The sequence below is a fragment of the Pseudomonas sp. NFPP25 genome, assembly GCF_900116505.1.
Classification (GTDB): Bacteria; Pseudomonadota; Gammaproteobacteria; order Pseudomonadales; family Pseudomonadaceae; genus Aquipseudomonas; species Aquipseudomonas protegens.
Map to the genome: position 1 here is coordinate 154,783 of NZ_FPBG01000007.1, position 23,099 is coordinate 177,881.

Here is a 23,099-nt window from a genome sequence, read left to right on the forward strand (position 1 = left end):
CCGGCTCCTACGAAGGCTTGTAGGGGCAGGCTTGCCAGCGAACCCACTCGCCGTTTTTTACCTGGAGACTCACCATGCGACCTTTCTGGCTGGAACAGGCCCTGCAACAGCAACCCTCACCGGCGTGCCCGCCACTGTCGGGCGATACCACCTGCCAGGTGGCGATTGTCGGCGGCGGCTACACCGGGCTGTGGACCGCCATCATGCTCAAGGAGCAGAACCCCGGGCTGGACGTGCTGCTGCTCGAGGCGGATATCTGCGGCGCCGGTGCCAGTGGGCGCAACGGCGGCTGTGCGCTGTCCTGGTCGGCCAAGTACTTCACCCTGGAGCGGCTGTTCGGTATCGAGGAGGCCGTGCGCCTGGTCAAGGAATCCGAGCAGAGCATCTATGCCATCGGCGCCTTCTGCGAGCGCTACGGGGTGGATGCCCAGTACCGCCTCGACGGCACTTTGTACACGGCCACCAACCCGGCCCAGGTCGGCTCCACCGATGGCGTGATCGCTGCGCTGGAGCGCCGCGGCATCAACTCCTTCGACAAGCGACCCCTGGCCGACGTGCAGCGCATGGCCGGTTCCAGCCAGCATCTGGAGGGCTGGTATTCGCCGGCGGCGGCCAGCGTACAGCCGGGCCTGCTGGTGCGCGGGCTGCGCCGGGTGGCCCTGCAACTGGGCGTGAGGATTCATGAGAACACCGCCATGACCGGGCTGGAGGAGGGGCGCCCGGCGCTGTTGCGCACGCCCCTGGGGCAGATCCGCGCCGAGCGCGTGGTACTGGCGATGAATGCCTGGATGGCCCGGGCCTTCCCGCAATTCGAGCGCAGCGTGGCGATTGTTTCCAGCGACATGCTGATCACCGAGCCGCGGCCCCAACTGCTGCAGCAGATCGGCCTGACCAGCGGCGTGACGGTGCTGGATTCGCGGATCTTCGTGCACTACTACCACAACACCCCGGACGGTCGGATCATGCTCGGCAAGGGCGGCAACACCTTCGCCTACGGCGGGCGGATGCTGCCGGTGTTCGACCAGCCGTCGCCCTACGCCGGCTTGCTCAAGCGCAGCCTGGGGCAGTTCTTCCCGGCCTTTGCCGACGTGCCGGTGGCGGCCACCTGGAATGGCCCGTCGGATCGCTCGGTGACCGGCTTGCCGTTCTTCGGCCAGATGAGCCGCGCGGGCAATGTGTTCTACGGTTTCGGGTATTCCGGCAGCGGCGTCGGCCCCTGCCATATGGGCGGGCAGATCCTCGCCTCCCTGGTGCAGGGGCTGGACAACCCCTGGACTCGCTCGCCGCTGGTCAATGGCCCCCTGGGCTACTTCCCGCCGGAGCCGATCCGCTACCTGGGTTCGCTGGTGGTGCGCAACGCCATCCGCCGCAAGGAACGGGCCGAGGACCACGGGCGCCGGCCGCGGCACCTGGATGTGCGCCTGGCGCGTTTCGCTGCGGCGGCCGGCAAGGCCGACAAGGGCTGAAGCCTGCCAGCCACTGACTTTTTGGTCGATCAGGGCCTTGAGGACGTATAAACTTGCCCATCGCGTCGGCCAAATCCAACTCGACGCCATAGATCAAGAGAGTGAGTAATGGGCGCACAGTGGAAGGTTAAACACAAAGAAGCGGCAGCCAATGCCAAGGGCAAGATTTTCGGCAAGCTGGTCAAAGAGATCACCATCGCCGCACGTAACGGCGCCGACACCGCCACCAACGCCCACCTGCGGCTGGTGGTGGAACAGGCGAAAAAGGCTTCGATGCCCCGCGAGACCCTGGAGCGTGCCATCAAGAAAGGCTCGGGCCAGCTGGGCGAGACCGTGCAGTACCACCGCGTGACCTACGAAGGTTTTGCCCCGCACCAGGTACCCCTGATCGTTGAATGCGTGACCGACAACATCAACCGTACCGTGGCGGAAATCCGCGTGGCGTTCCGCAAGGGCCAACTGGGCGCTTCGGGTTCGGTGTCCTGGGATTTCAACCACGTGGGCATGATCGAGGCCTCGCCGGACAGCCCCGACGCCGATCCGGAACTGGCCGCCATCGAGGCCGGTGCCCAGGACTTCGAGCCGGGCGAAGAGGGCGCGACTCTGTTCCTGACCGAGCCTGCGGACCTGGATGCGGTACAGAAAGCCCTGCCCGAGCAAGGTTTCACCGTGCTTTCGGCCAAGCTTGGCTACCAGCCGAAGAACCCGGTCAGCGGCCTGAGCGATGAGCAGATGGCTGAAGTCGAGGCGTTCCTCGAAGGCCTGGACAACCATGACGACGTGCAGGACATGTTCGTCGGCCTGGCAGGCTAAGGCGATTCGCCGGCCAGCCCGCTCCTGCATACCTTTGTAGGAGCCGGCTGGCCGGCGAAGCTGTTTTAAAGCCCCGCCAATTCCTCGCAGACCTGGGTAAAGCCCGGTCGCGCCAGTACCTCCGGCTGGCAGCAGCGCTGCACCAGCGCCGCCAGTTTCTGCCGCTGCTCCAGGCTCAGCGAGCCATCCCCGCGCTCCAGCAATTCCTCCAGCAAGATACCGAAGGCCCGCACTTCCAAGCGTTGCAGCGCCCGGCTTTGCACGGTGTCGTCCTGGGCATGGAAGGACGCTGCGCCAAAATCCCCCAGCAGGCAGTCGCCTTGGGCGTTCCACAAGGAGTTGTGGCCATAGAGGTCGCCATGGGTGATGCCCTGGGCGTGCAGGTGCGCGCCCACCGAGGCGATGCCGCGGGCAATGCCCAGGGTTACGTCGGCGTTGAAGCGGGCGTCGTCCGGGTAGATATCCCGGGAGCAGGAATCCAGGCTGGGCAGCGCTGCAAGGTTGGCAAAACTTTTGTCGATCAACTGCATCACCAGGCCGTTCTGGCCTTGGGGGTGGTCGAGGATGCGGCCTTCGACGCGGATCAGGTTCGGGTGCAGCCCGGCGCTGATACAGGCGTTCATTTCATGCAGCGGCGAGCCGTCGCTGGTCATCTCGCCCTTGTACAGCTTGACCGCCACCGCTCGCGGCGGTTGCCCGGCGGGCTGCCACTGCGCCTGGTGAATCACCCCCGAGGCGCCTTCGCCCAGGCGCTGTTCCAGGGTCAGTTCGCTCCAGGGGATGCTTGGCGTGGATGCCAGCGCCGTGGCGTCGGCTTCCGACTCCAGCGGATTGCCGGCGTAGGCCAGCCAGGTCAGGCGCGGCAGGGCCAGGAGGAACGGCGGCAGCTCGGTCAGGCGGTTGGCGGCAATCCGCAGCAGTTCCAGGCGGTGGCACTGGCCCAGGCTTTCGGGCAGGCGGGTCAGGCGGTTGCCGGCGAGCATGAGTTTTTGCAGCAGCGGGCGCTGGCCCAGTTCTTCCGGCAGCTCAGCGATGCGGTTATCGGTGAGGATCAGCCAGCGCAGTTGCGGTGGCAGGGCGGCGGCCGGCACCCGCTCGATGCGGTTGGCCTTGAAGCCGATCATGCTCAGTTGCAGGCATTGGCCGAGGCAGGCCGGTACTTCACTGAACCGGTTGTCCGAGCAGAACAGGATGCGCAGGCGAGTGAGCCGGTGCAGGTCCTCGGGCAGGCTGCTCAGGGCGTTGCCACTGAGGTTGAGGATCTCCAGGGAGTCGGCCAGATCGAAGATTTCCCGGGGGAACTCGGTCAGCCCGCAGGACAGGTCCAGGCGCTTGATGCCGGCCAGTTGGCCAGCCCGCAGTTGGGCAAGGGTATCCATGAACAGCGTCAACACTCGAAAGAAGAAAAAGGCGGGCAGAATAAAGCAGTTCGACGGTTTTTGCTGCCTGAGCGGCCATGGGATGGGGGCTATTGGGTTTCCAGCAGCCTGAAGGCCAACGCGCCCGCTCCTTGAACGTAGTCGGCAATCAGGGTCAGGTCGGTCTTGCGGCCTTTGGACCACAGCTGGCAGGCCACTCTCATGGTCGATGGCTCGGTGCCCAGCGGGTAAAGGTCCAGGGCGACCCGGCCGCTGCGGTCCGGCTGGAATGCCCGATCATAAGGCGCAAGGGCCAGGTCCCTGGCCTGTTCTCCCGAGCTGTCCAGCTCTTCGAGGATTTCTGCATAAATGGCCGGGCTCACGCCAACTGCCGCCAATGCTGTTGGCTGGGCATGTTCAATGGCGCGCAAGAGTGCCTCTGCCAGTCGGTAAATCTCTTGGCGGTCAAATGCTTGCATCTTGCAGTGCTCCAGCCAGCCGGCGAAATGCCGCGGGGTGCCTGGAGTTCCCGGCTTCAGCCAGCATCGACTCCAGGCTGTGGTGCTCCAGGGTATTTTTTACCGATCCGGTGGCGGCTCTGCCCAGCGGGCTTTCCAGGTCGAAGTCGCTCTCCAGGGTTGCAAGCAGGTAGGCGCCCTGGCGGCTCCATTGGTTGAAACGCATGACGTGCCGGTCATCCAGAATCACCGCGCCTTCCTGCTTGTCGTCCGAGAAATGGAACGCCAACTGTGAAGGGGGCAGGTTTTGCTGGGCTGCAAGGCGTTTCCTGTACTTGAGCACGGACGTCAGGCGGGCCCCGGGGGCCAGGTTGAAGCCACTGCCGACCTGTTGCCGGTCAAGGAAGTAGCACTTGAACAGCACCTCCAGGGTTCGCTGGTGGTAGCGGGTCGTGCAGCTTTTTTCATACTGGTGAAAGTCCTGGGGCTCGCCGACCCGCTCATAGCCTTTGGCCGCCAGTTCGGCTGCCGAGAAACTCTCCAGGCCAAATAGCCGGGAGTGCTTGAGGGTTGAATCTTGCAGGTGCAGGCACACCAGCTCGCAAAAGCTGATCGAACTCATGTGGCTACCTGCTCAAGCGGGTGCTCGGGGCCGATTTCCTGCAATTGCCCGAGGCGGCTGCGGGTGCGGGCCAGGTCGATGGCGTGGCCGCCCAGGCTTTCGGCCAGCGGGCGCTGGCCGATCAGCAGCAGGCGCTTGTCCTGGTCGTAGAGCACGTCGATCAGGTTGATGAAGCGCTGCTGGGCGGCGATCGAGCACTCAGCCAATGGCGGCAGTTCATCGATGATCCAGGTGTCGAACTGGCGGCTCAGTTCCAGGTAGTCCATGACTGCCGTGGGCTGCTGGCACAGGTCGTTGAATTCGAAGCGGATGCTGCGCTGCTGGCGCTGGCGGGTGGTCGGCTGGCGGCTGCCGACCTGCAGCAGCGTTGCCGGGGCGTGGCGTTCGGGCAGCTTGAGCGCCTGGCGCTGGGCCGCGGTGCCGGGCCAGAGATACTGCCCCCGGGTAAAGGCCTGTTGTTCGTGGGTTTGCGCGTGGGTCCGGTAATCCTCGGCACCGCCGACTTCCATGACCTGCATGCGCGCGTTGATCAGTTCGATCACCGGTTTGAAGCGGGCATGGTACAGCGGGTTGGGCAGCAGGCCTTCGGGAGCGTAGTTGGAGGTCACCAGCAGCACGATGCCGCGCTTGAACAGGGCCTTGAACAGCCGGGTGATGAGCATGGCGTCGCCGATGTCGTGGACATGGAACTCATCGAAACACAGTACCCGGCACTGGCGGAGCAGCTCGTCCAGGGTGGTTTCCAGGGCATCGGCCTGCTGTTGGTGGCGAAACATGCCCTGGTGCAGTTGGGCGAAGAAGTCATGGAAATGCAGGCGCTGTTTCTCGGCGATGGGCAGGGCGCGGAAGAAGCCGTCCAGCAGCCAGCTCTTGCCCCGCCCCACGGCGCCATACAGGTACAGGCTCGGCGCCTGCGGGGTGGCCTGCTCCAGGGCGTCGGCCAGTTGCCCCATGCGCTCGATCACCTGCAACTGGCCATGGCTCAGGGTGTAGCCCAGGTCCTGGGCCTTATGGCGAAAGTAGTCATGGATCAGCGCGCCAGCGGCGCTCGGGCGGCGGGCGGGCCTGGCGAACAGGCGACGCCAGGGAGATCGAGTCTGTGCAGGTTTTGGCGGTAAAGCGGCCAATGTTGATTACCCCGATGGTTCCAGGCCGCTCACCTTAAGAGCGGCGCGCCAATTTAACCAATAGAAAATGCCCCGGCCAGTCATCTCGAAAAGGCATGGCTGCAGCCGTGCCGGCGCAGCGCTCATGCCGTGAGCAATTAATACGCTAACTGGCGGTTTCCCCGCGGGTTGCTAACCTGACTTCAGCGAATGCTCCTCATAAGGATTGAGGCCTTGAATGGATATAAGGGTGTGGCAGTGATGAGCGCATTGCTCAGCGCGACAGCAGGGGCCGCGGACTTGCAGGTGCAGGTCCGGGTCGATGTGCTGCGTGGCTGCCAGTTGGTCGGCCAGCAGCGCGAAGCGGGGATCGAACAGCTCGGTACCCTGGACTTCGGCAGCACCGCGCGCCTGGACGGCCCGGCCGGGCCCTTGTCGGCGGCACTGCCGGGCAGCCGCCAGCCGCGCCTGGAATGCAACCCCGATACCCCCTATCAGATGCGCATCGACGGCGGCCTGCACGGTGGCGTCGGCGAAGTGCGCTACCTGGCCAGCAACACCCGGGCCGGCAAACCCATTCCTTATCGCCTCTACCAGGACCCGGCCCGGCGGATTCCGCTGCCGGTGAATGTACCGGTCAGTGGCCGGGTGCCGGATTCCGGCACGGTGGACCTGCCCTTGTACGGGCGTATCGAACCTTTGGCCGAGATCCCCCGGGCCGGCGGTTATTCCGATGTATTGAAAGTGACCCTGACCTGGTAGGGCCGGGGCATGGATGCTGCCACCAGTAACGGGGCAGAGCAGGGAGGGCGGTTCATGGTGAACGGCCCATGTGGGAGTCCTGATGGAACTGGGATGGCTGCAATGAAAGGCAGGACCTGGACGATTGTCGCCCTGGGTTCGTTGTGCCTGTTGGCGGACGACGCCCAGGCGGCAATCAGCGGGCAGATCCAGGCACGCCTGGTGATTACCGCTGCCTGCCAGGTCAGCAGCGGCGGCGATCCGTCTGCCAGCCCGATCGGCGACCCGGGCATGCTCAACTTCGGCCAGCAGGGCCCGACCTGGGTCGCACCGATCAAGGCCAGCCTCACCAACAGCGCCGAGGGCCAACTGCAGGTGGCCTGCAACTCCTCGGTCACCGGCTTCACCGTGACCATCAATGGTGGCCTCAACGGCGACGGTACGACCCGGCGCTTGAGCAATGGCCGTCAGACCATTCCCTATCGATTGTTCGTCGATGCTTCCGGTAGCGACAGCTACAGCATCGGCCAGCAGCGCAATTTCGCAGTGAGCAGCGGCAGACGGATTCCCATCCCGGTGTTCGGCTCTGTGGTCGCGAATACCCGCGCGGTTCCGGCAGGGCTCTACACCGACACCCTGACCATCACGCTGGATTGGTAAACCATGAGAGGACACACATCATGCACGCGCTTGTATCCAGAATCGGCTGGCCTCTGTTGGGGCTGGTCATGGCTTCAACGGCCAACGCCGCCACCACGGTCACCGGGCAGATCAGCTCGACCCTGATCCTCACCAGCAGTTGCCAGGTCAACGGCGTCGGCGGCAGCACCGGGCTGAACTTTGGTGCCCTGAACTTCGGCACCACCAACAGCCTGTTCACCACCGCCACCGGCCAGGTGCTGGGCGGCGGTGGCGGCGCGCTGTCGATCCTCTGCTCCACCGGCACCACGCCGACCCTGACCATCCAGGGCGGCGCCAATGACGGCAAGTCCACCGGTGGCACCCGGGCCCTGTTCGACGGGGTGGCCAACTATGTGCCCTATGACCTGTACACCGACTCCGGGCATTCGCAGATCGTCGCGATCAACGGCGTGATCAACCTGGCGCCAAGCACCGGGGTGGCGCAAACCGTGAACCTCTATGGCCAGGCGGTGGGTAAGGCGGGGCTACCGGCCGGCACCTACACCGATACGGTGTCCGTGCAACTGACCTTCTGATGCCATGGCCAGCCACGCTTGTGCGCTGCTGCTCCTGGCCTGCGCGAGTGCCTGGCCGGGGTGGATCGCTGCGGCCACCAGCCAGAGCTTCCAGGTCAGCGCCACCATCACCGCCGGGTGCCTGGTGGTGGGGGGCGTCAGCAACTACGGCAGCCTGGCCTTCGGCAGCCAGTCGGCGCTGTCCACCAGCACGGTCAGAGTGGCGCTCACCGGGGGCGTGCAGTTGCAGTGCACGCCGGGGGTGACCCTGAACATGACGGTGGACGGAGGCCAGTACAACAGCAGCGGCCGGCACATGCAGCTCGATAGCGGCAGTGCGCAGGTGGCCTATCAGTTGTTTCGCGATGCGGGCTACAGCCAGAGCCTGGGGATAGGCCAGAGCGTGGCCGTGGCCTACAGCGATGCCAATAACATCAGCCTGCCGATCTACGGGCAGGTGCAGTTGCCGGGTAATCAGCCTGGGGGGACGTACAGCGATGTGCTGCAGGTGCAGCTGTCGTGGTGATGGGGCGCATTCATAACCAGCCGGCAGGCGGACAAGGAGTAGCAGTATGCATTTACCTTTGCAGGGCATGCGGGGGACCGGTTATCTGATCCTGGCGGGGCTGTTGGCGGTTGTACCCAGGGTCCAGGCCGCCAGTTCGGTGCTGATCTGGCCGATCGACCCGGTACTGGAGGCCGATCAGCAGGCCAGCGCGCTGTGGCTGGAGAACCGCGGTACCGAGACCGCCAACCTGCAGATCCGGGTGTTTGCCTGGAGCCAGAGCGGCTTTGCCGACCAGTACCAGAACCAGCGCGATGTCATCGGCAGCCCGCCGGTGGCGAAGATCGAGCCGGGGCAGAAGCAACTGGTACGCCTGACCCGCACCCGCGAGGTGCCACCGGGGCAAGAGCTGGCGTACCGGATCATCATCGACGAGATTCCCTCGGCCAAGCCCATCACCCCGGAAGGGGATGCCAAGAGTGCGGCAGCGATCCGCTTCCAGATGCGCTACTCGGTGCCTTTGTTCGCCTATGGCGCCGGGCTGTGGAGCAAGGAAGACACCTCCCGTCCACGCGATCCCAAGGGCGCCGGCGTGCCGGACCTGAGCTGGCGCAAGGTGGCAGTGGACGGCAAGACGTTTTTCGAGCTGCGCAACCAGGGTGCGGTGCACGCCCGCCTGACCGATGTGGCCTTCAAGCAGGGCGGGCAGGCCCGGCCCGTGGCGCCTGGGCTGCTGGGCTATGTGTTGCCCGGGGCGGTGATGCGCTGGCCGGTGCCGGAAACCCTGGCGGCCGAGTCGACCCTGCAACTGCGGGTCAATGGAGCACCGCAGGTACAGGACCTGGCGCCTACGCACTGAGCCTCGGGCGCAACGCGGCCGCCACTCGGACGGCCGGTGGGGAGAGGTACGGACGGATGTGAGCGCGGTGGCGCATCCGCCCCGGGATGGAGATGTCCATAGATGGACTTGAGCCCGCAATGAGCCAGGACCCGGCTCGGCGTTTTCGCAGGTGGCAAGGGCTGGTGACCGGCCTGTGTAGCCTGATGCTGGCCGCAGGGGTGCCGGCGGGCGAACTGCCGCCGCCGCCCAGCAGCCTGGAGTCGATGGCCGATGCACAGCTGTTTCTGGAACTGGTGATCAATCAGATGAACACAGGGAAGGTGGTGGCGGTGGAGCAGCGCTCCGGCCGGCTGTTTCTGCCGGCGCAGACCCTGCGTGAAACCGGGATCAAGCTGCCCGAGGGGCTGGGCGCCGAGGTCGACCTGGACAGCCTGCCGGGCCTGCACAGCGACTACGACAGCCAGGGCCAGCGGCTGCTGCTGGACGTACCGCCCGACTGGCTGCCGGAGCAATTCATCGGCAGCCGCCAGGCTTACCCACGGACCCCGGCCCTGAGCAGCTTCGGCGGGTTGCTCAACTACGACCTGTACCTCAACGACACCGATGACGGCGGCACCTACCTGGCGGCCTGGAACGAGGTGCGGCTGTTCGACTCCTGGGGCACGCTGTCCAACACCGGGCAGTACCGCCAGACCCTGTCGGGGGTGGGGAATAGCTCCCTGAACAACGGTTACCGACGCTATGACACCACCTGGCGTTTTTCCGACGATGAACGCCTGCTGACTTACGAGGCCGGTGACCTGATCAGTGGCGCCTTGCCCTGGAGCAACTCGGTGCGCCTGGGCGGGGTGCAACTGTCCCGGGATTTCTCGGTGCGTCCGGACCTGGTGACCTATCCCTTGCCGCAGTTCTCCGGGGAAGCAGCGGTGCCGTCCTCGGTGGACCTGTTCATCAACGGCTACAAATCCAGCAGCGCCGACCTGCAGCCCGGCCCCTACACCTTGACCAACATTCCCTTCATCAACGGCGCCGGCGAAGCGGTGGTGGTCACCACCGATGCCCTTGGCCGGCAGGTGTCCACCACGGTGCCGTTCTACGTCACCAGCACCTTGCTGCAAAAGGGCCTGACGGACTTCTCGGTGGCCGCGGGTACCTTGCGCCGGGACTACACCCTGCGCGACTTCGGCTATGGCCCGGGGGTGACTTCCGGCAGCCTGCGCTACGGCCTGAGCGATAGCCTGACCCTGGAAGGCCATGCCGAAGCCTCGGACTCCCTGACCCTGGGCGGGGTCGGCGGCAACCTGCGGCTGGGGCAGTTCGGGGTGATCAATACCGCCGTCAGCCAGAGCCGTTTCGACGGCGACGGCGGCCAGCAGTTGAGCCTTGGCTATCAGTACAGCAGCCAGCGCTACAGCGTCGCCTACCAGCGGGTGCAGCGGCGTGATCAGTACGCCGACCTGACGGTGGTCGACAGCCCCTACACCAGCCTCAGCCAGCGTAGCGAGCAACTGACCCTGAGCCTCAACCTGGAGCGCTTCGGCAGCCTGGGCGCCGGTTATTTCGACGTGCGCGCCGCCGACTCGACCCGTACCCGGCTGTTGAACCTGACCTGGAGCAAGCCGCTGTGGCACAGCAGCAGCTTCTACCTGTCGGCCAACCGCGAGATCGGCGACAGCCACTGGGCCATGCAGGCACAACTGGTGGTCCCCTTCGACCTGCACGGCAGCCTGAGCCTGAGCAACGAGCGCAGCAAGACCGGGGAAAACCGCCAGCGGGTCAACTTCAGCCGCTCGGTGCCGATCGAAGGCGGGGTTGGCTACAACCTTGGCTACGCCACCGGCAGTGGCGCCGACTATCGCCAGGCCGATGTGACCTGGCGCCTGCAGTCGGTGCGCCTGCAGGCCGGGGTCTATGGCACCAGCGATGCCGAGACCCGCTGGGCCGATGCCAGCGGTTCACTGGTGTGGATGGACCGCCAGGTGTTCGCCGCCAACCAGATCGACGACGCCTTCGTGGTGGTCAGTACCGACGGCTACAAGGACATCCCGGTGCGCTATGAAAACCAGCTGGTGGGCCAGACCGACAAGAACGGCCATCTGCTGGTGCCCTGGAGCAGCGCCTATTACCGCGGCAAGTACGAGATCGATCCGCTGAACCTGCCGGCCAACGTGCAGAGCCCGAATGTCGAGCAGCGGGTGGCGGTGCGGCGTGGCAGCGGCTACCTGCTGGAGTTTCCGCTGACCCGGATCATTGCCGCCAGCGTGGTGCTGGTGGACGGCCAGCAGCGCGAGCTGCCCCTGGGCAGCAACGTCACCCATGAGCAGAGCGGGGCGCGGACGGTGGTCGGCTGGGATGGGCTGGTCTATCTGGAAAACCTCGCGGCCCAAAACACCCTGCACGTGGAACTGGCCGACGGCAAGACCTGCCGGGCGCAGTTCGACATCGACATGCAACAGCAGCAGGTGCCGTTGATCGGCCCGCTGGTCTGTCAGTAACGGCGGTATCACCGGATCAAGGAGCGTGGCGTGTGAATGCGGGCAAGGGATGGCGACAGGCAATACTGGGGCTGCTGGCGAGCGTGCTGTCGTGCACGGCCCAGGCACTGTGCACGACGGTCCCGACCGCGCCGGCAGGCTTCGGTACCGTCAGCTCGATCCTGGTGCGCACCACCTCGCAGCCGGCCTCCACCACCAATGCCGGGCTGAGCTGTACCGGCTCGCTGCTGAGCATTCTGGCCAGCAACGATCATTTCTACGCCACCATCACCTCCACCACCAGCGGCATGGTGGGACCTACCGGCGACGTCATCAGCTACACCCTGTACGCCAACAACAGCACCAGCTATCCGATCACCCGCGGGGTGCAGTTCGACTTCGCCCGCAATTCCATCATCGACCTGCTGGGCCTGCTGGGCAGCCCGACCGTGGCCAAGACGGTGCCCATCTACCTGGGTACCCTCACCGGCAGCAACGTGGCGGCGGGGGTCTATACCGAGAACCTGAGCATTCTCTGGAGCTGGAACTATTGCTCCGGAATCGGCGCCCTGGGGATCTGTCTGGGCCGGGATGTCGGCAGCGGTACCCAGAGCCTGACCGTGAACATGACGGTGTCCAACGATTGCGTGATCACTGCGCCGAACATCAGTTTCGGTAGCGCGCCGGTGATCAGCGCCTTCGCGACGGTGACCGGGCAGACCATCAACCTGGCCTGCACCAAGGGCAGTGCCTACACCGTGGGCCTGAGCGACGGCCAGCACCCGGTGAGTGCGGGGGGGCGCAGGCAGATGATTTCCGGCAGCAACTACCTTGCCTACGACATCTTCAAGAGTGCCGGTAGCACCCGCTGGGGCAGTGTCGGCAGTGCCCGGCGCTCCAGCACCGATGCCGAGGTGAACCCCGGCAACGGCCTGGGCACCGGCAGCCAGATCTTCAACTACAACGCCAGGATCTACACCGACCAGAGCACCCCGCCGGCCGGCACCTATATCGACAACGTGGTGCTGGACGTGGGCTTCTGAGGGCTACAGGGGAATTTCCGCCGGGCCGACCATGGCGTAGTTGTAGCCCTGGCCGGACCAGTACTGCGCCTGCAACGGGCCCTCGCGGCGGCTGCCCGGGGGCAGCAGCTTGTTCTGTGGCCCTGGCGGGCGGATGTAGAAGCTGACCTTGCGCCCCTCGCGATCCTCGTACAGCACCATGGCCGCCGGGCCTTGCTCGGTGCTCAGCAGGCGCCCGCTGACGGCCCTGAACCCGGCCCCCTGCAGATCCGGCAATGGGCTGGCCTGGGTGAAGTAGCGGTCCAGCCAGGCCTGCATGCTCTGATTGCCCTGTACCTTGAAGTCGGCGGGGAGCATGCCCTGCTCGGCAAACAGACGATAGGCCTGCAGGGCGTCGGTCATGGGCAGCACGCTGCTGCCGGCCAGGGTCAGTTCCCGCGCCTGCCAGCCGCTCAGGCCGCCCACGCCCACCGCCACCAGGAGCACCGCGGCACTGGCCAGGCGGCGCAGGCTACGTTGCTTCAGGCGCGCGCGGATCTGCACCGGGTCCAGCGCCGGGTTGGCCGGCTGCAGCAGGGCACCACCCAGGGCCGCCCGCAGGTGCTGGGCGTCCTGCTGCCAGGACTGGACCCGGGCCGCCACCTGCGGGTGGCTGGCCAGGTAGTGTTCCAGCAGCCGGCGGTCCTGCTCACTGAGTTGGTGATCGACATAAGCGTGCAAGTCGCTGTCGCTGGGGGGCAGGCTGATCATTTGAGTATCCGTAGAGAAGGGCTGCTGATTTCGCCGTCGCTGAGTTGGCGCAGGGCCTGGCGGGCCCGGGACAGGCGCGACATCACGGTGCCGGTGGGCACCTGGAGAATCTCGGCGATCTCCTTGTAGCTCAAGCCTTCCACCGACACCCAGAGCAGCAGGGCGCGCTGTTCGGCATTCAGGCGGTCGAAGGCTTCCAGGGTCGATTGCGCCATCACCGTGCGCTCCACCGAGGGCTGGCTGTCGTCACGGCCGGTGAAGAACGCCAGCATCCGCGCGTAGCGTCGGGAACGCCGGTGGGCATCGAGGAACTGCCGGTAGAGGATGGCGAACAGCCAGGCCCGCAGGTCGCCTTCGGGGCGTTTCCCGGTCCATCCGGCGAGGGCGCGTTCCAGGCAGGCCTGCACCAGATCGTCGGCGCTGCTGGGCTGGCGCGTCAGGGACAGGGCAAAGCGGCGCAGCCTTGGAATCAGCGGGCGTAGCTGTTGGTCGAGATCGTTCATGAAATCCTGCGGATGCTGGGCCAGTCACTAGGCTTGAGGCTAGGAAGACGCGCCGCACAGCAGGTTATTCCAGCCGCAGGAAAATAAATACCGGTCGTGGAATAACCCTGGGCGAGCTGCGTCTGACAGATCCTTGCCCTCATGGCTATGCGTATTGGAGATGTCCCATGGTTGATCCTTCATCAAAGCCCGACCGCCCACCCCTGGGGCCCGTCAGCCTGACCCTGCGCCTGGGGGCAATCGCCCTGGTGGTGGCCGTCGCTGCGGCGGCTCTGGCCTATGTGCATGGCAGCCTCGATCCCGGTCGCCTGACCCCCAAGGCCCTGGTGGATGTGCTGGAAACCAACAATGGCGTGCACCCGGGGTATCGCCGCAACCATGCCAAAGGGGTGTGCGTCATCGGCTACTTCGAAAGCAGCGGCGAGGCCCGGGCCTACTCCACGGCGCAGGTGTTCAATGAGGCACGCACGCCGGTGGTGGGGCGCTTTGCCCTGCCCAGTGGCAACCCCTATGCGCCGGACAGCAGCGTGCCGATCCGCAGCCTGGCGCTGCGTTTCCTCCAGGCCAACGGCCAGCAGTGGCGGACCGGGATGAACAGCATGCCGGTGTTCCCGGTGGGCACTCCCGAAGCCTTCTATCAGTTGCAACAGGCCGGCTCCCCCGATCCGGCCACGGGCAAGCCGGACCCGAGCAAAGTGCCGGCATTCTTCGCCAGTCATCCCGAGGCGACGCCGTTCCTGCAATGGGTCAAGGGCGCCAAACCTTCGGCCAGCTATGCCAGTGAAAGCTACAACGGGATCAATGCCTTCTATCTGGTGGATGGCAGCGGCAAGCGCCAGGCAGTGCGCTGGGGGGTAGTGCCCGAGACCCGTGATGGGCCTGATGCAGGCAGTGCCCCGCAAGGCGCCGACTACCTGGAGCAGGACCTGGCTCGGCGCCTGGCCCAAGGGCCGCTGCGCTGGCGCTTGCAGATCACCCTGGCGGCGCCCGGCGACCCCACGGATGACGCCAGCAAGGCCTGGCCGGCGCAGCGGCCGGTAATCAACGCCGGGACCCTGGTGCTGCAAAGCACCCAGGCGCAGAACAGCGGCGAGTGTCGGGACATCAATTACGATCCGCTGATCCTCCCCAGCGGCATCCAGGCGTCCGACGACCCCCTGCTGGCAGCGCGCTCTGCGGCCTACGCCAGTTCCTACCTGCGTCGCACCAGCGAAGTCAGCCAATTGCCCGGCGCCCAGGAGCCACGTCCATGAATAGCCAACCTCGACATTTCGCTCCCCTGGCGCGCCTGCTGCACTGGCTGATGGCGTTGCTGATCATCGCCATGCTGTTCATCGGCGCCGGCATGGTGGCCTCGGTTTCCGCGCGTCATGAATGGCTGATCCACCTGCACAAGCCCCTGGGGATCGCCATCCTGCTGTTGGTGCTGGTGCGCCTATGGGTGCGTTTCTACACCCGACAACCGCCGTTGCCGGCAGACCTGCCGGGCTGGCAGGTGCTGGCGGCCAAGGCCTCCCATGTGCTGCTGTACGTCTTGATGCTGAGCCTGCCGCTGCTGGGCTGGGGCATGATCTCGGCGGCCGGCGACCCGGTGATGCTCGGCAGTTCGCTGCAACTGCCGGCGATCCTGCCGGCCAATGCCCAGCTGTTTGCGGTGTTGCGCAAGGCCCATGGTTATCTGGCGTACCTGCTGTTTTTCACCGTGCTGGCGCACCTGGCCGCGGCGCTGTTCCATGGCTGGGTGCGTCGCGATGGTGTGCTGCAGAGCATGTTGCGCGGCCGCGGTTGATTGAACCCGGCGGCGCCGGGCTCAAGTGGCGCAACGAACCCTGGCCGCGGCTTTGCCCGGGGCCAGGCTCCATAGCCAGTAGATCAGCGCCACGCCGTTGATCCCGGCCCCCAGCAGGCAGACCCCGGTCCAGCCGGCCCAGGCGTAGGTGGCGGTGGCGGCGATGGAACCTGCGGCACTGCCCAGGGAATAGAACAGCATGTAGCCGGCGGCCAGTCGGCTCTGCGCCTCGGGGCGCACGCTGTAGATCAGGCTCTGGCTGGTGACGTGCACGGCCTGCAGGCCCAGGTCGAAGCTGATTACCCCGAACAGCAGGGCCCACAGGGACGATTGAGTGAAGGCAATGGGCAGCCAGGACAGCAGCATCAGGCCCAGTGCCAGGCCGCTGGTCCACTGCGCCAGGCCGCGGTCGGCCAGGTGCCCGGCCCGTGCCGCGCCCAGGGCGCCTGCCGCGCCGGCGAGGCCGAACAGGCCGATCTCGGTGTGGGACAAGGACAGTGGCGGGGCACTCAATGGCAACACCAATGGCGTCCACAGCACGGTGCCGGCGGCGAAGATCAGCATCGCCAGCACCGCCCGGTCCCGCAACACCTTTTCCTCCCTGAACAGTTGCAGCAGCGAACCGAGCAATTGCCCGTAACCCTGGGTGGCCTTGGGTTGCTCGCGGGTAGGCAGGGTTTTCCACAGGGCCAGGGCCACCAGCAGGGTCAGCCCGGCGGACAACAGATAGACCGAACGCCAGCCCGCCAGGTCGGCCATGGTCCCGGCCACGGTACGGGCCAGCAGGATGCCTACCACCACGCCGCTGGTGACCATGCCCACGGTTCGGCCGCGTTGCTCTGCCGGGGCCAGGTTGGCGGCGTAGGCCACCAGTACCTGGGTTACCACCGCCAGCAGGCCGATGCAGGCCATGCCCAGCAGCAGCCAGGCGCTGCTCGGGGCCAGGGCCACGGTGAGCAGGGCCAGCACCGAGAGCAGGGTCTGGGTCACGATCAGCCGTCGCCGGTTGTACAGGTCCCCCAGGGGCACCAGCAACAGCAGGCCCAGGCCATAGCCGACCTGGGTCAGGGTGATGACGATGCCCACGGTGGCCGGCGCCAGGTCGAAGGTATGAGCCATGGCATCCAGCAGTGGCTGGGCGTAGTAGACGTTACCCACCGCCAGACCGCAGGCGATGGCGAATAGCAGCACCACTTTGGTGGAAAGAGCAGGCGAGGCATGAGGGGAAGAATTGGCTGACATGTTGGGCTCCGGGTTTTGGTTTCATAATGAAACCAGTTGTACGGTAAAGATCGTGGTTTTATATTGCAACCACTTTCCTTTGGCCTGATCGGAGAATGCCCTACATGGTCAAGCGCACCAGCCTGCAAGATGCCGAGTGCCCGGTTGCCCGCTCACTGGACGCCATTGGCGACTGGTGGTCGCTGCTGATCGTGCGGGATGCCTTTGACGGAATCCGCCGTTTTGGCGAGTTCCAGCGCAACCTCGGCATGGCCAAGAACATCCTGGCCACACGCCTGCGGACCCTGGTGGAACATGGGGTGTTCGAGGTTGTCCCGGCGTCCGATGGCAGTGCCTACCAGGAGTACGTGCTGACGGAAAAGGGCAGGGGGCTGTTTCCCCTGATCATCGGCTTGCGCCAATGGGGCGAAGCTTTTTTCTACCAGGAAGGGGAAGCGCATTCACGGATGGTCGACCGGCAGACCGGGCAGCCGTTGCGCGCGCTGGAACTGCGCTCGGCGGACGGGCGCTTGCTGGGGCCGGAGGATTGCCGGCGGGTGCCGGTCGGGGAGGGTGACTGAGGGCTGCGCAACGGGGGGCGCAGCCCTGAGTCGGGTTCAGCGCAGGTGATCCACCAGGTCGGCCAGGGTGCTCAGCACATCCTTGCCCAGTTGCATGGAGCGTTTGCCCGACCAGCCGGTGAGCGGGTTGGGGTTGTCATCGTGGTCCTTGAAGGGCATTTCCAGGGTCAGGGCCAGGCAGTCGTACTTTTCCCCGACGGCATTGCAGGCCAGGGCCATGTTGGCCTGGCCGGGTTTGTCCCGGGTGTAGCCGTGGGTGGTCTGGAAGTCCCGGGTCTGGCGTTTCAGGTGGCTGCGGAAATGCTCCTCGAGCTTCTCCAGTCGCGGGGTATAGCCCGGGTTGCCTTCGCAGCCGGCGGTGAACACGTGGGGAATCTCTTCATCGCCGTGCACATCGAGAAACAGGTCGACGCCGTATTGTTCCATCTGCTGCTGGACGAACAGCACTTCCGGGCTGAGTTCCTGGCTGGCGGTCTGCCAGGCACGGTTCAGGTCCTGGCCCTGGGCGTTGGTGCGCAAGTGGCCGTGGAATGCGCCGTCGGGGTTCATGTTCGGCACCAGGTACAGGTCGGCCTTGGCCAGTAGCGCGTTGAGCTCCGCATCATCGTGACGGAACAGTCGCTCGATCACGCCCTCCATGAACCATTCGGCCATGTGCTCACCGGGATGCTGCTGGGCGATGATCCAGATCTTGCGTTGGCCTGGCGCGCCGCTGCCTTTGCGCAGCAACTGGATGTCCCGGCCTTCGACGCTTTTACCCACGGCCAGCAACTCGGTGCCGGCCTTGGTCAGGGCCTGGTCGATCAGCCAGTCGTGGCGGCCACGGCTGTAGGGTTCGAAGTAGGCGAACCAGGCATGGGTCTGGGTGGCTTCCAGGTTGAAGCGCAAGGCGTCGCCTTCGAAGATCGTCGGTACGCGAAACCAGTTCACATGGTCGTAGGAGGCCACTGCCTGGTAGCCGGTCCAGGCTTTGTTGTAGGAGGACTGGCTGGCGTTGGTCAGGCGAAACCAGTGTTCCTGGCCGACATGCAGGCCGCTGACCTTGAAATGAAACCACTGGAAGTGCGGGCTGCGGGTATCCGGGCGGATGGCCAGCAGTGCCTGCAACGGGTTGCTGATATCCAGTACGTCGATGTTGCCACTGTCGAAATCAGCGCAAATATCAAAAGAAGTGTGATTGCCCACGGTCATAATCGATTCCTTATCAGGATTGTTATGAGCGCTACTCTACACAGAAGGGGGGGTAAAAGAAGGGGGGCGTCGTCCTTGACGCAGACGAAGCTTAGTGGCTATGCGATTGATTCTCAAGCGCTACTTTTTGATTTGCGAGGCTTTTACGACGGGCGTTTGCTTGCAAAAGGACATTCTTTTGCTATCATCGCCGCCATTATTTTTTGCGACACCTACAGTCTTCATTAGCCTGAAGCCAAGCCAGAAAAACTGGCAAAAAAAAAGACCCGGCAAAAAGCCGGGTCAAAAACCGTGATTAGCCTGATGAGGAGATAATCCAAAGGTCCGACCTAAGGTCCTTTGGGCTATCGACTGATCTCGCGATCAGTTGCTTGCAATAATAATCATTATCATTTGCAAGTCAAATGTTTTTCCCCGCCTTCCGGAAAATATTTTTCCACTTCCGTTTTTTCCCGTCGCTGGCTTCACGTCCAGCCGTACGCAGGGCTTCAGTTCGACTCAACGCGCTGGCTTTCCAGTGATTTGTCCACCAGGGCCTTGGCCAGATCGATCATGTGCACCACTGAAAACGCCAGGTCGCGATTGGCTCCCCGCAGATTGTCCGCTGCATCGTAGGCGGTGGCCGCTGCACAGCGCAGCAGGTCGGAAGCGTGGATCATGGCTTCCTCGCTGCTCAGGCTGCGCCTGATTTCGAAGAACTTCTCTTCCTTGTCTGACTCGGTAATGGCCGGCTTCAAGTAATAGTCCATTGCGCGTCGGGCAGCCTGGCTGTCCTTGAGTGAGCTTAATGTGGTCTCTGTATCGAGTTCCGGCACGTCCTTGCTGCTTGTGTTCATGAAGTGTTCTGCCCTGTCTGAGAAAGGAAATAGGGGTAGGCCGATGTTAATACACATTGTAATTGTGACGGGATTTCAAATACTACAAGTTGTGTGTTGAGGCTGGAAATACACAACGTATTGTTCGGCCCATGGACAAATGGATCGAGTTGGTCAAAGCCAACATGAAAGGCCGCAAGGTCACACAGGAAAAGCTCGCCGAGCGCCTGGGCATGTCTCAAGGGGGTATCGGTCACTGGTTGAGCAAGCGCCGCCAACCGAAGATCGAAGACATGAACCGGGTGCTGGAAGAGATCGGCATGGGCTTTCTCGAAGTGGCCCTGGTGGTCCGCGAGAAACCCTTGCTAGGAGACGATGGCGAGCCCCTGGCAGACGGGCCTGCGCTCCTCAACAAGTACAACCCGTACTTCCGTTACCCGGTGAGCGATTGGCGGGTGGCCGGCGAGGTTCGCGAAGACGGGCAGCCTGCCTACGTGCCGGAGCGCTACGAGCTTTCCGACTATCAGGCCCGGGGCGCGGCATTCTGGCTGGTGGTGGTCGGCGACGCGATGATCGCTCCCAGCGGTCTGAGCATCAGCCAGGACATGCTGATCCTGGTGGATCCGGCGATTGGCGCCGAACCCGGGAAGTTGGTGGTTGTACAGTGTCCTGGTAGTGACGAGGCGATCTTCCGCAAGTTGGTGCAAGAGGGTGGTTTGCGTTACCTGGTTCCGCTCAATCCTACTTATCCGAAGATGCTCTACAGCGACAAGTGCCGGATTATTGGTGTAGTCGTACAAGCTACTGCGAAGTTTTAACTTTCCCTAGAAGCCCCTTCCTGCAAACAGAAAGGGGCTTTCTTACTTGGGAGTTATTCCAACTCCACCAATGCACTGCCTTCGCTGACCATTTCGCCTTCCTGGCAATACAGCGCCTTGATGACCCCGGCCTGGGGTGCACGAATGCTGTGCTCCATCTTCATGGCTTCCAGCACCACCAATTGCGTACCGGCCTCGACGCTTTGCCCCGGGCTGACCAATATCCGAACGATGCTGCCATTCATCGGCGCAGTCAGCCCGCCTTGCTGGCTATGGCTGGCTTCGGCCGCGGCAATCGGGTCATAGGCGCTGACGGCATGTGTGTCGCCCTGCCAGTTCAGGTACAGGGTGTCGCCGCGACGGATGGCCCGGTGCTCGCGGCGCAGTCCCTGTTGCTCTGTCCATAGGTGCTCGCCCTGCAGCTTAAAGGCCGCAGTGCGAGCGCCAAGGCTGATGGCCTGATCCTGGCCGGCGCAGCTCAGGTGCAGGCTGGTTTGCGCTGGCAGGCCGTTGCGCCAGCCGTTGATGGCGGACCATGGCGAGTCGGGATCATCGCTTCGTGTGCGTGGCGGCTGGCTTTGGCTGTAGGCTTGGGCGGCGGCTTGCCAGAAGTCTGCACTCAGCTCGCCTGCGACTGGCAGCAACTGCTCCTGATAGCGAGGGATAAAGCCGGTATCCAGCTGCGCTTCGGCAAAGGCCGGGTGGGCAATGATGCGCCGTAGAAACGCCAGGTTGGTCTTCAGGCCACCGATGACGAACTCGTCCAGCATGCTCAGCAACCGCAGGCGCGCCTGCTCGCGGTCTTCGCCCCAGGCAATGAGCTTGCCCAGCATCGGGTCGTAGAAGGGCGAAACGCTGTCGCCTTCCTCGACACCGCTGTCCACCCGCCGACCGGGGCCTGCAACCGATTCGCGGTACAGCTCCAGGCGCCCGGTGGCCGGAAGAAAGTCGTTGGCCGGGTCTTCGGCATACAGCCGTACTTCGATCGCATGCCCGCGCAGTGGCACCTGCTCCTGGCTGATGGGCAGGGTTTCGCCGCGGGCCACGCGGATCTGCCAGGCCACCAGGTCCAGGCCAGTGATGGCCTCGGTGACCGGGTGTTCCACCTGCAATCGGGTGTTCATCTCCATGAAGAAGAATTCGCCACGGGCATCCAGGAGAAACTCCACGGTGCCCGCGCCCACGTAGCCAATGGCCTGGGCCGCGCGCACCGCGGCTTCGCCCATGGCCTTGCGCAGTTCGGGGCTGAGGCCCGGGGCCGGAGCTTCCTCGACCACTTTCTGGTGGCGGCGCTGGATCGAACAGTCGCGTTCGTTGAGGTACAGGCAGCTGCCGTGCTGGTCGGCAAACACCTGGATCTCCACGTGCCGTGGCTTGAGCAGGTACTTTTCCACCAGCATCCGCGAATCGCCGAAGGACGACTGGGCTTCGCGCTGGGCCGAGGCCAGGGCTTCGGCCAGTTGGCTGACGTCCTCGACGACTTTCATGCCCTTGCCGCCACCGCCCGCGGTGGCCTTGAGCAGCACCGGGTAGCCGATGCGTTCGGCGGCATTGCGGAAGGTTTCCAGGTCCTGGGCTTCACCGTGGTAACCCGGAACCAGGGGCACCCCGGCGGTTTCCATCAGCGCCTTGGCTGCCGACTTGCTGCCCATGGCGTCGATGGCCGCGGCAGGCGGGCCGAGGAAAATCAGCCCGGCGGCTTCGATGGCTCGGGCAAAACCGGCGTTCTCCGAGAGAAACCCATACCCGGGATGGATGGCCTGGGCGCCGCTGGCCCGGGCGGCGGCAATCAGCTTGTCGATCTGCAGGTAGCTGTCGGCAGCCTTGCTGCCGCCCAGGTCCACGCGGATATCCGCTTCACGGCTGTGCCGGGCGTCGCGGTCGGTAGCGCTGTGCACGGCCACGGTGGTCAGGCCCAGGGCCTTGGCGGTGCGCATCACCCGGCAGGCGATCTCGCCGCGGTTGGCCACCAGCAGGGTGTCTAGAACAGGGGCGCTCATCAACGGGACTCCTTGGACGTGGTCTCGGACTGCCAGCTGGGCGGGCGTTTTTCCAGGAATGCCCGCAGGCCTTCCTGGCCTTCGGCGCTGACCCGGATGCGGGCGATGGCGTTTTCGCAATAGCGACGCAGGGCGGTGGTCAACGCGCCGTTGCCCACTTCCCGCAGCAGGTCCTTGCTGGCGCGCATCGCCTGGGGACTGTTGAACAGCAGATTGTCGACCCACTGCTGGACCTGTTGATCCAGCTCTGCGGCGGGATAGCTTTCTGCCAGGAGACCGATTTCCCGCGCCCGCTGGCCGCCAAAGCGTTCGGCGGTGAGGGCATAGCGGCGGGCAGCGCGTTCGCCGATGGCCTGGACCACGAACGGGCTGATGACCGCTGGTGCCAGGCCGATGCGCACTTCGGAGAGGCAGAACTGCGCCTCGTCACTGCCAATGGCCATGTCGCAGCAACTGATCAGGCCCAGGGCCCCGCCAAAGGCCGCGCCTTGCACCACCGCCAGGGTCGGGATCTTCAGCTTGGCCAGGTTGTACATCAGCTCCGCCAGTTCCCGGGCGTCGTCGAGGTTGGTGTGGTAGTCGAGCTCGGCCGATTGCTGCATCCAGGCCAGGTCGGCGCCGGCGCTGAAATGCCGGCCGCGCCCGCGCAGCAGCAGGAAGCGCAGGCTCGGGTCGCCCTGCACCTGATCCAGGGCGAGGATCAGTTCACGGATCATTTCGGCGTTGAAGGCGTTGTTCTTGTCTTCGCGGCTGAGCCACAGGGTGGCGAAGCCTCGAGGGTCACGCAGCAGTTCCAGGGTATTGAAGTCGCTCATGTTCTTCTCGCGCA

The 23,099-nt window shown here is 64.7% G+C and carries 24 protein-coding genes; 13 read left to right on the plus strand and 11 right to left on the minus strand.

All coding sequences use genetic code 11. The annotated features are described in order from the left end of the window. Positions 1–74: 74 nt before the first annotated feature. Together BM382_RS25925 and BM382_RS25930 are read left to right on the plus strand one after the other, a co-directional pair. The gene (locus BM382_RS25925) at positions 75–1,466 is read left to right on the plus strand and encodes an FAD-dependent oxidoreductase (protein ID WP_072444559.1); all 1,392 of its coding nucleotides are present in this window, start codon (positions 75–77) and stop codon (positions 1,464–1,466) included. Between the two features lie 108 nt (positions 1,467–1,574). Further along, entirely contained in the window at positions 1,575–2,279 is a 705-nt protein-coding gene (locus BM382_RS25930; protein ID WP_011062247.1) for a YebC/PmpR family DNA-binding transcriptional regulator, read from the plus strand. 65 nt (positions 2,280–2,344) lie between these two features. Here the strand turns inward: BM382_RS25930 and BM382_RS25935 are convergent, their stop codons facing one another. From BM382_RS25935 to zapE, 4 genes are all read right to left on the minus strand, one after another. Next, positions 2,345–3,658: a leucine-rich repeat-containing protein kinase family protein gene (locus tag BM382_RS25935; RefSeq protein ID WP_072444557.1), complete on the minus strand. Its 1,314-nt coding sequence runs from the start codon at positions 3,656–3,658 to the stop codon at positions 2,345–2,347. A gap of 89 nt (positions 3,659–3,747) precedes the next feature. Then, complete coding sequence (locus BM382_RS25940) at positions 3,748–4,116, minus strand: hypothetical protein (RefSeq protein WP_011062245.1); 369 nt, start codon at positions 4,114–4,116, stop codon at positions 3,748–3,750. Next, positions 4,103–4,717, minus strand: coding sequence for a hypothetical protein (locus tag BM382_RS25945; RefSeq protein WP_011062244.1), 615 nt, complete (start codon positions 4,715–4,717; stop codon positions 4,103–4,105). The genes BM382_RS25940 and BM382_RS25945 overlap by 14 nt, the downstream gene beginning before the upstream one ends. Then, positions 4,714–5,844: a cell division protein ZapE gene (zapE, locus tag BM382_RS25950; RefSeq protein WP_072444555.1), complete on the minus strand. Its 1,131-nt coding sequence runs from the start codon at positions 5,842–5,844 to the stop codon at positions 4,714–4,716. The genes BM382_RS25945 and zapE overlap by 4 nt, the downstream gene beginning before the upstream one ends. Before the next feature lie 240 nt (positions 5,845–6,084). On the opposite strand from zapE, the gene BM382_RS25955 reads away from it, so the two are divergent. From BM382_RS25955 to BM382_RS25985, 7 genes are all read left to right on the plus strand, one after another. Beyond that, positions 6,085–6,585 (plus strand): Csu type fimbrial protein, encoded by a 501-nt coding sequence (locus tag BM382_RS25955; protein WP_170866354.1) that lies wholly within the window; start codon positions 6,085–6,087, stop codon positions 6,583–6,585. Between the two features lie 102 nt (positions 6,586–6,687). Beyond that, positions 6,688–7,224 carry a Csu type fimbrial protein gene (locus BM382_RS25960; protein ID WP_011062241.1) on the plus strand — a complete coding sequence of 179 codons (537 nt, stop codon included), beginning with the start codon at positions 6,688–6,690 and terminating at the stop codon, positions 7,222–7,224. 20 nt (positions 7,225–7,244) lie between these two features. After that, positions 7,245–7,781: a Csu type fimbrial protein gene (locus BM382_RS25965; RefSeq protein WP_015636327.1), complete on the plus strand. Its 537-nt coding sequence runs from the start codon at positions 7,245–7,247 to the stop codon at positions 7,779–7,781. Between the two features lie 4 nt (positions 7,782–7,785). After that, the gene (locus tag BM382_RS25970; protein ID WP_072444551.1) at positions 7,786–8,286 is read left to right on the plus strand and encodes a Csu type fimbrial protein; all 501 of its coding nucleotides are present in this window, start codon (positions 7,786–7,788) and stop codon (positions 8,284–8,286) included. Positions 8,287–8,353: 67 nt separating this feature from the next. Further along, entirely contained in the window at positions 8,354–9,124 is a 771-nt protein-coding gene (locus tag BM382_RS25975; protein WP_227454130.1) for a fimbrial biogenesis chaperone, read from the plus strand. Positions 9,125–9,243: 119 nt separating this feature from the next. Further along, on the plus strand, positions 9,244–11,601 hold the full coding sequence (locus BM382_RS25980; RefSeq protein WP_072444549.1) for a fimbria/pilus outer membrane usher protein: 2,358 nt from the start codon (positions 9,244–9,246) through the stop codon (positions 11,599–11,601). Positions 11,602–11,633: 32 nt separating this feature from the next. Then, a complete protein-coding gene (locus BM382_RS25985) occupies positions 11,634–12,623 on the plus strand; it encodes a Csu type fimbrial protein (RefSeq protein WP_011062236.1) in 990 nt (329 codons plus the stop codon). 3 nt (positions 12,624–12,626) lie between these two features. Here BM382_RS25985 and BM382_RS25990 read toward each other — a convergent pair whose 3' ends face one another. Beyond that, entirely contained in the window at positions 12,627–13,352 is a 726-nt protein-coding gene (locus BM382_RS25990) for an anti-sigma factor family protein (protein WP_072444547.1), read from the minus strand. Then, positions 13,349–13,855 (minus strand): RNA polymerase sigma factor, encoded by a 507-nt coding sequence (locus tag BM382_RS25995; RefSeq protein ID WP_072444536.1) that lies wholly within the window; start codon positions 13,853–13,855, stop codon positions 13,349–13,351. Before BM382_RS25995 ends, BM382_RS25990 begins: the two co-directional genes overlap by 4 nt. A 167-nt stretch (positions 13,856–14,022) precedes the next feature. On the opposite strand from BM382_RS25995, the gene BM382_RS26000 reads away from it, so the two are divergent. Both BM382_RS26000 and BM382_RS26005 read left to right on the plus strand, forming a co-directional pair. Next, entirely contained in the window at positions 14,023–15,108 is a 1,086-nt protein-coding gene (locus BM382_RS26000; RefSeq protein WP_072444534.1) for a catalase family peroxidase, read from the plus strand. Then, a complete protein-coding gene (locus tag BM382_RS26005; protein WP_072444532.1) occupies positions 15,105–15,644 on the plus strand; it encodes a cytochrome b in 540 nt (179 codons plus the stop codon). The genes BM382_RS26000 and BM382_RS26005 overlap by 4 nt, the downstream gene beginning before the upstream one ends. A 21-nt stretch (positions 15,645–15,665) precedes the next feature. On the opposite strand, the gene BM382_RS26010 is transcribed toward BM382_RS26005, so the two are convergent. After that, positions 15,666–16,886 (minus strand): MFS transporter, encoded by a 1,221-nt coding sequence (locus tag BM382_RS26010; RefSeq protein WP_011062231.1) that lies wholly within the window; start codon positions 16,884–16,886, stop codon positions 15,666–15,668. Positions 16,887–16,990: 104 nt separating this feature from the next. On the opposite strand from BM382_RS26010, the gene BM382_RS26015 reads away from it, so the two are divergent. Next, the gene (locus BM382_RS26015) at positions 16,991–17,446 is read left to right on the plus strand and encodes a winged helix-turn-helix transcriptional regulator (RefSeq protein WP_011062230.1); all 456 of its coding nucleotides are present in this window, start codon (positions 16,991–16,993) and stop codon (positions 17,444–17,446) included. A gap of 36 nt (positions 17,447–17,482) precedes the next feature. On the opposite strand, the gene BM382_RS26020 is transcribed toward BM382_RS26015, so the two are convergent. Next, entirely contained in the window at positions 17,483–18,637 is a 1,155-nt protein-coding gene (locus tag BM382_RS26020; RefSeq protein WP_011062229.1) for a M14 family metallopeptidase, read from the minus strand. Between the two features lie 488 nt (positions 18,638–19,125). Beyond that, on the minus strand, positions 19,126–19,473 hold the full coding sequence (locus BM382_RS26030; protein ID WP_015636319.1) for a DUF6124 family protein: 348 nt from the start codon (positions 19,471–19,473) through the stop codon (positions 19,126–19,128). Positions 19,474–19,604: 131 nt separating this feature from the next. On the opposite strand from BM382_RS26030, the gene BM382_RS26035 reads away from it, so the two are divergent. Beyond that, a complete protein-coding gene (locus BM382_RS26035; RefSeq protein ID WP_011062227.1) occupies positions 19,605–20,270 on the plus strand; it encodes a LexA family protein in 666 nt (221 codons plus the stop codon). Between the two features lie 53 nt (positions 20,271–20,323). Here the strand turns inward: BM382_RS26035 and BM382_RS26040 are convergent, their stop codons facing one another. Together BM382_RS26040 and BM382_RS26045 are read right to left on the minus strand one after the other, a co-directional pair. After that, positions 20,324–22,270: an acetyl/propionyl/methylcrotonyl-CoA carboxylase subunit alpha gene (locus tag BM382_RS26040; protein ID WP_072444528.1), complete on the minus strand. Its 1,947-nt coding sequence runs from the start codon at positions 22,268–22,270 to the stop codon at positions 20,324–20,326. Continuing rightward, a complete protein-coding gene (locus BM382_RS26045) occupies positions 22,270–23,085 on the minus strand; it encodes a gamma-carboxygeranoyl-CoA hydratase (protein ID WP_072444525.1) in 816 nt (271 codons plus the stop codon). Before BM382_RS26045 ends, BM382_RS26040 begins: the two co-directional genes overlap by 1 nt. Positions 23,086–23,099 lie beyond the last annotated feature (14 nt).

What these genes read in the sequence shown, in the direction of transcription:
- BM382_RS25925 (WP_072444559.1), top strand. Translation starts at nt 75, where the DNA reads ATGCGACCTTTCTGGCTGGAACAGGCCCTGCAACAGCAACCCTCACCG.
- BM382_RS25930 (WP_011062247.1), top strand. Translation starts at nt 1,575, where the DNA reads ATGGGCGCACAGTGGAAGGTTAAACACAAAGAAGCGGCAGCCAATGCC.
- BM382_RS25935 (WP_072444557.1), bottom strand. Translation starts at nt 3,658, where the DNA reads ATGGATACCCTTGCCCAACTGCGGGCTGGCCAACTGGCCGGCATCAAG.
- BM382_RS25940 (WP_011062245.1), bottom strand. Translation starts at nt 4,116, where the DNA reads ATGCAAGCATTTGACCGCCAAGAGATTTACCGACTGGCAGAGGCACTC.
- BM382_RS25945 (WP_011062244.1), bottom strand. Translation starts at nt 4,717, where the DNA reads ATGAGTTCGATCAGCTTTTGCGAGCTGGTGTGCCTGCACCTGCAAGAT.
- BM382_RS25955 (WP_170866354.1), top strand. Translation starts at nt 6,085, where the DNA reads ATGAGCGCATTGCTCAGCGCGACAGCAGGGGCCGCGGACTTGCAGGTG.
- BM382_RS25960 (WP_011062241.1), top strand. Translation starts at nt 6,688, where the DNA reads ATGAAAGGCAGGACCTGGACGATTGTCGCCCTGGGTTCGTTGTGCCTG.
- BM382_RS25965 (WP_015636327.1), top strand. Translation starts at nt 7,245, where the DNA reads ATGCACGCGCTTGTATCCAGAATCGGCTGGCCTCTGTTGGGGCTGGTC.
- BM382_RS25970 (WP_072444551.1), top strand. Translation starts at nt 7,786, where the DNA reads ATGGCCAGCCACGCTTGTGCGCTGCTGCTCCTGGCCTGCGCGAGTGCC.
- BM382_RS25975 (WP_227454130.1), top strand. Translation starts at nt 8,354, where the DNA reads ATGCGGGGGACCGGTTATCTGATCCTGGCGGGGCTGTTGGCGGTTGTA.
- BM382_RS25980 (WP_072444549.1), top strand. Translation starts at nt 9,244, where the DNA reads ATGAGCCAGGACCCGGCTCGGCGTTTTCGCAGGTGGCAAGGGCTGGTG.
- BM382_RS25990 (WP_072444547.1), bottom strand. Translation starts at nt 13,352, where the DNA reads ATGATCAGCCTGCCCCCCAGCGACAGCGACTTGCACGCTTATGTCGAT.
- BM382_RS25995 (WP_072444536.1), bottom strand. Translation starts at nt 13,855, where the DNA reads ATGAACGATCTCGACCAACAGCTACGCCCGCTGATTCCAAGGCTGCGC.
- BM382_RS26000 (WP_072444534.1), top strand. Translation starts at nt 14,023, where the DNA reads ATGGTTGATCCTTCATCAAAGCCCGACCGCCCACCCCTGGGGCCCGTC.
- BM382_RS26005 (WP_072444532.1), top strand. Translation starts at nt 15,105, where the DNA reads ATGAATAGCCAACCTCGACATTTCGCTCCCCTGGCGCGCCTGCTGCAC.
- BM382_RS26010 (WP_011062231.1), bottom strand. Translation starts at nt 16,886, where the DNA reads ATGTCAGCCAATTCTTCCCCTCATGCCTCGCCTGCTCTTTCCACCAAA.
- BM382_RS26015 (WP_011062230.1), top strand. Translation starts at nt 16,991, where the DNA reads ATGGTCAAGCGCACCAGCCTGCAAGATGCCGAGTGCCCGGTTGCCCGC.
- BM382_RS26020 (WP_011062229.1), bottom strand. Translation starts at nt 18,637, where the DNA reads ATGACCGTGGGCAATCACACTTCTTTTGATATTTGCGCTGATTTCGAC.
- BM382_RS26030 (WP_015636319.1), bottom strand. Translation starts at nt 19,473, where the DNA reads ATGAACACAAGCAGCAAGGACGTGCCGGAACTCGATACAGAGACCACA.
- BM382_RS26035 (WP_011062227.1), top strand. Translation starts at nt 19,605, where the DNA reads ATGGACAAATGGATCGAGTTGGTCAAAGCCAACATGAAAGGCCGCAAG.
- BM382_RS26040 (WP_072444528.1), bottom strand. Translation starts at nt 22,270, where the DNA reads ATGAGCGCCCCTGTTCTAGACACCCTGCTGGTGGCCAACCGCGGCGAG.
- BM382_RS26045 (WP_072444525.1), bottom strand. Translation starts at nt 23,085, where the DNA reads ATGAGCGACTTCAATACCCTGGAACTGCTGCGTGACCCTCGAGGCTTC.